Origin of the sequence: Cereibacter johrii (genome assembly GCF_001720585.1) — a bacterium.
GTDB lineage: Bacteria > Pseudomonadota > Alphaproteobacteria > Rhodobacterales > Rhodobacteraceae > Cereibacter_A > Cereibacter_A johrii.
In genome coordinates this window covers 1-5,248 of the sequence record NZ_MABH01000209.1, presented here as the reverse complement: position 1 = coordinate 5,248, position 5,248 = coordinate 1, and the positions used below count along the sequence as shown (strand labels likewise).

The window sequence follows — 5,248 nt, the reverse complement described above, 5'->3', positions numbered from 1 at the left end:
GGCAGCCCGGCCAAGGCCGCCCCCTCTCCGCGCGCCAAGGGACCGGGAGAGACCGCAGGCGGGCGGCCTCCCCGCACCGGCGCCCCCTCGACCCGGGAGGGCCGGAAGCCGCAGCCGACAGGCCCCCGCCCACCGTCGCGCGGACCGAAAGGGCGGCCCGGCGGGCGCTGAGCCTGACTCCAAGGGCCGCCGATCCGCGGCGCCTTTCTGGCGAGCCGGTCCCGGGCATCCTATATTGGCCGGGACCAAGGACCGGAAAGGGGATGGCGATGAACTCGAAGGGCCTGCGCACGCTGGCTTTCCTGCTGCTCGTGGGGCTCACCCTCTACGTCGCGGCGCAGGGAGGCGCCTGAGATGGCCGAACGCTACGGCGGCCGCTTCAGCCCCGCCAATGCCCGGCGCGAGGGCCCTCCGGGACCGCCGGTCAGCCGCTGGGACCGCAAGCGCCGGAGCCGCGCGGGCGGACGGTCCAACATCCTGTTCTTCCTGCCGTTCCTCTTCCTGTGGGATGCCTTCCTCGGCCCCGCACAGGACTTCGTCCCCGCCTTCGCAGCCTTCGCCGCGCTCTTCCTCGCGGCCTGGCTCACCCGGCAGGGCATCCTCGCCGAAGAAGCCTACGATGCCCGCCCCGTGGCCAAGCGCCCGGCGATCCCGCGCAAGATCTTCGCCTCGGTCCTGACCGGCGCGGGGCTCTTCGCGGGCGGGCTTGCGGGCGATGCGGGCCTTCTTGTGGCGGCGGCCTGGGGCGGGATCGGGGGCCTCCTGCATCTCGCGGCCTTTGGGCCGGATCCGCTGAAGGACAAGATCCCGGACGGCGTCGACGGCTTCCAGAGCGACCGGGTGAGCCGCGCCGTCGCCGAGGCCGAGAGCCACCTCGGCGCGATGCGCGAGGCGGTGGCGCGCCTCCGCGACCCCGGCCTCGACCGAAGGCTCGAGACCTTCGCCACCACGGCGCGCGGGCTCTTCCGCAGCGTCGAGGCCGATCCCGGCGATCTCACGGCCGCGCGGCGCTATCTCGGCGTCTATCTGATGGGCGCGCGCGACGCGACGCTGAAGTTCGCCGATCTCTACGGGCGCGAGCGCGATCCGCAGGTGCGCGCGGACTACGAACGGCTGCTCGAGGATCTGGGCACCAGCTTCGCCGACCGCACCCGGCGGCTCCTGCAGAACGACCGGGCCGGGCTCGACCTCGAGATCGAGGTGCTGCGCGACCGTCTGGGGCGCGAGACCTGAGCCCCCTGCGGCAGGCTTGCATCGCCTGCCGCCCGATTGGCCGCGGCCTCGCGCTTCGATTGAGAAGAGGCCGGGGCCTGCTATACAGGAGGCTGACGCCGCATCGCGGCGCGGCCGGCAGCGATCTTCCAGAGAGCGAGGTTTCCAGATGACCGACAGCAGCCGCCGCGAGGCCGCCGAAGCCCTTCCCCAGCTTGCGGAAGCGACCGCCCCCGACCTGCCCGAGCCCGCACCGGCGGTGACGCCCCTGGCCTCCGCCTCGCCCGAGAAGGCCGAGGAGATCCGCCGCCGCATGGCCGAGCTGAACGTGAGCGATTCGCAGTCGATCATCGGCTTCGGATCCAAGGCGCAGGCCGAGCTGCAGACGATCAGCCAGCAGATGCTGGCCGACGTGAAGAACAAGGATGTGGGCCCCGCCGGCGATTCGCTGCGCGAGGTGGTCTCGACCATCCGCGGCTTCTCGGTCTCCGAACTCGACGTGCGCCGCAAGGCCAGCTGGTGGGAGCGGCTTCTGGGCCGCACCGCCCCCTTCGCCCGCTTCGTCGCCCGCTACGAGGACGTACAGCAGCAGATCGACCGGATCACCCAGTCGCTCCTGACCCACGAGCACCGGCTGCTCAAGGACATCAAGGGGCTCGACATTCTCTATGCCCGCACGCTCGACTTCTACGACGAACTCGCCCTCTACATCGCGGCGGGCGACGAGGTGCTGGCCGATCTCGACGGACGGGTGATCCCGGCCAAGGAAGCCGAGGTGGCGGCGACGCCGGAGGGCGACCGGATGATCAAGGCTCAGGAGCTGCGCGACCTGCGCGCCGCCCGCGACGATCTCGAGCGCCGGGTGCATGACCTCAAGCTCACCCGTCAGGTCACGATGCAGTCGCTGCCCTCGATCCGCCTCGTGCAGGAGAACGACAAGGCGCTGGTCACGCGGATCAACTCGACCCTCGTCAACACGGTCCCGCTGTGGGAGACGCAGCTGGCGCAGGCCGTGACCATCCAGCGGTCGCGCGAGGCGGCCGAGGCCGTGCGCGGCGCCTCGGACCTGACGAACGAGCTGCTGACGGCGAATGCGGAAAATCTCCAGCAGGCCAACAAGATCGTCCGCAAGGAGATGGAGCGCGGCGTCTTCGACATCGAGGCGGTGAAGAAGGCCAATGCCACGCTGATCGCCACGATCAACGAAAGCCTCGCCATCGCCGACGAGGGCCGCGCGCGCCGTGCCGCGGCAGAGACCGACCTTCAGCGGATGGAGGCCGAGCTGCGCGATACGCTCGCGTCCGCCCGCGCCCGCCGCACCGGGACCGGCGACAATGCCGGGACATCCGTCCGACCCTGAGGAAAGGCCATCATGCACCGGGGCGTCCGCCTCTCGACCCTTCTCCACGGCGGCCTCTCGCTGGCCGCCTGCGCGATCCTGTCGGCCTGCACGCCGCCCGCCCCGCGCGAGCCCGCGCACGGGCTCGGTCCGCGCGCGCGGCCCGCGGATCTTCAGGGTCCGGTGAAGGAGAGCGCCGAGTCGCAGGCCATCCGGGCCTATTTCGCCAAGGTGCAGACCGACCTTCTGGCGCAGGGCCTTCTGCGCACCGACGGCGGCGGGCGCGACACGCCCTACACCGACCGGATGCTGGCCGAGAACTTCATCCGCATCGCGCTCCATGACGAGTACGAGCGGCAGGGCAGCGGCTTCGCCCAGCGCGAGGTCGAAAGCCGGCTGCGCCGCTGGGAGGAGCCGGTGCGCGTGGGCCTGCGCTTCGGCGCCTCGGTGCCCGAGGAGCGGCGGGCGACCGACCGGGCGCGCATCGCCTCGTATCTGGCGCGGCTGGCCAAGATCACCGGCCATCCGATCGCGCTGGCCGACAGCGGCATCAACTTCTGGCTTCAGGTCGTCTCCGAGGACGAGCGCCGCGCGCTCGGCCCTCAGGTGGCCGAGGCGCTGCCCACGCTATCTGCCGCGGAGATCGCGGGGATCACGCAGCTTCCCACCACCACCTACTGCCTCGTCTATGCGCTCTCGGACGATGCGACGAGCGTCTACAACCGCGCCTTCGCGGTAATCCGCTCCGAACATCCCGACCTCCTGCGCCTCGCCTGCCTGCACGAGGAGATCGCGCAGGGGCTGGGGCTGGCCAACGACAGCCCGAACGCGCGGCCCTCGATCTTCAACGACGACGAGGAATTCGCGCTTCTGACCACGCAGGACGAGCTGATGCTGAAGATCCTCTACGACCGGCGCCTGAAGCCCGGCATGACGATCGAGGAAGCGCGGCCCATCGTCCAGACGATCGCGTACGAGCTGCTCGGCGGCGAAAGCTGAAGGCGCGGCCGGGCGATGAACAGCCTGATCACGCCCGACAATTTCGAATTCTTCGCACGCTATCTGTTGGCGGGCCTGATCGTGATCTCGGTGCGCTCGCGCTTCGTGGTGGGCGAGCGGCCGAAGCTCGGCGAGCAGCTGGTCGAGGCGGTGGCGCTCTCGCTCATCAACCAGCTCGCCTTCCTGTTTCTTGCAAGCCTCTGGTCGCTCCTGCCCGCGGCACCCGTCCTGCCCGCGCGCGGGGTCTTCTTCCTCGAGGTGCTGGTGCTGCCCGCAGGCCTCGGCGCGCTCTTCGGCTGGAACCTCTCGCTCGGCTGGAACCGCTCGCTCCTGCGACGGCTGTCGATGCCGGTGCAGAATCCGGCCCGGCGCGCCTACGATTTCGCCTTCGGCAAGCACCGGGGGCCGAGCTTCGTGATCGTGACCTTCACCGACGGAACGGTCGTCCATGGCCTCTTCGGCGAGGAGTCGCTGGCGGCGAGCGATGGAAACCGTGGCGACATCTATCTCGAACGCCTATATCATGTCGCAGAGGACGGGCAGTGGGCCGAGGTGGTGCCGCCACGCGCGATGCTGCTGTCGCTGGACGGGATGCGCTCCATCGAGTTTCTCGAACTGGAGGGCGAGCAGGAGAGGACCGACGATGGCGGATGACAGACGGACCTTGCTGATCGACGGCTACCAGCCGAGCCGCCCCCGGCCGGACCGGGGCTGGTTCGCGCGCGCGCCCCGGAAGCCTGCCGAAGCCGCCGCGCCGAAGCCGCCGAAGGCGGTCTCGGCCATCGTCGTCCCGGCGCGGGGCGACTGGTCCACGGCGGCTCCCAAGAAATAGCCATGGCACTGTTCGATTTCCTCGGCGGCGAGTTCATCGACGTCATCCACTGGGTCGATGACACCCGCGACACGATGGTCTGGCGCTTCGAGCGGCAGGGCCATGCGATCAAATACGGCGCGAAGCTGACGGTGCGCGAGGGGCAGGCCGCGGTCTTCATCCACGAGGGCCAGCTGGCCGATGTCTTCACCCCCGGTCTCTACATGCTCGAGACCAACAACCTGCCGATCCTGACCACGCTCCAGCACTGGGACCACGGCTTCCGCTCGCCCTTCAAGTCCGAGATCTATTTCGTCAATACCACCCGCTTCAACGACCAGAAGTGGGGGACGAAGAACCCGATCATCTGCCGCGATCCGGAATTCGGCCCGGTGCGCCTGCGCGCCTTCGGCACCTATTCGATGCGGGTGACCGATCCCGGGCGCTTCATGACCGAGATCGTGGGAACCGACGGCGAATTCACCGCCGACGAGATCAGCTTCCAGATCCGCAACGTGATCGTGCAGGAGATGGGCCGCGCCCTTGCCGCCTCCTCGATCCCGGTGCTCGACATGGCGGCCAACACCGCCGATCTGGGCAAGCTCGTGGCCGAGGCCATCGCGCCCACCATCTCGGGCTACGGCCTCTCGATCCCCGAGCTCTATATCGAGAACATCTCGCTGCCGCAGGAGGTCGAGAAGGCGCTCGACAAACGCACCTCGATGGGGATCGTGGGCGATCTGGGCAAGTTCACCCAATATAGCGCGGCCGAAGCCATGTCTGCGCCGAATTCGGCCGCGGGCGCCGCCGTGGCGAGCGGCATGGGCGCGGCCATGGGGCTCGGGATGGCGCAGCGCATGGGCCCGTGGGGCGCAGCCCCTGCGGCG

The 5,248-nt window shown here is 69.8% G+C and carries 6 protein-coding genes; all 6 read left to right on the top strand.

What is annotated here, in order from left to right:
* Positions 1–354: 354 nt before the first annotated feature.
* Complete coding sequence (locus tag A9O63_RS18105; protein ID WP_069333169.1) at positions 355–1,233, top strand: 5-bromo-4-chloroindolyl phosphate hydrolysis family protein; 879 nt, start codon at positions 355–357, stop codon at positions 1,231–1,233.
* Positions 1,234–1,381: 148 nt separating this feature from the next.
* Positions 1,382–2,572, top strand: a complete 1,191-nt coding sequence (locus tag A9O63_RS18100) for a toxic anion resistance protein (RefSeq protein WP_069333168.1) — start codon at positions 1,382–1,384, stop codon at positions 2,570–2,572.
* Between the two features lie 12 nt (positions 2,573–2,584).
* Positions 2,585–3,550 carry a DUF2927 domain-containing protein gene (locus A9O63_RS18095; RefSeq protein ID WP_069333167.1) on the top strand — a complete coding sequence of 322 codons (966 nt, stop codon included), beginning with the start codon at positions 2,585–2,587 and terminating at the stop codon, positions 3,548–3,550.
* Positions 3,551–3,565: 15 nt separating this feature from the next.
* Complete coding sequence (locus A9O63_RS18090; protein WP_069333166.1) at positions 3,566–4,204, top strand: DUF6338 family protein; 639 nt, start codon at positions 3,566–3,568, stop codon at positions 4,202–4,204.
* Positions 4,194–4,382: a hypothetical protein gene (locus tag A9O63_RS18085; RefSeq protein WP_069333165.1), complete on the top strand. Its 189-nt coding sequence runs from the start codon at positions 4,194–4,196 to the stop codon at positions 4,380–4,382. Before A9O63_RS18090 ends, A9O63_RS18085 begins: the two co-directional genes overlap by 11 nt.
* Positions 4,383–4,384: 2 nt before the next feature.
* Positions 4,385–5,248 (top strand): SPFH domain-containing protein (locus A9O63_RS18080; RefSeq protein ID WP_069333164.1); only part of this gene is annotated, 864 nt, incomplete at its 3' end.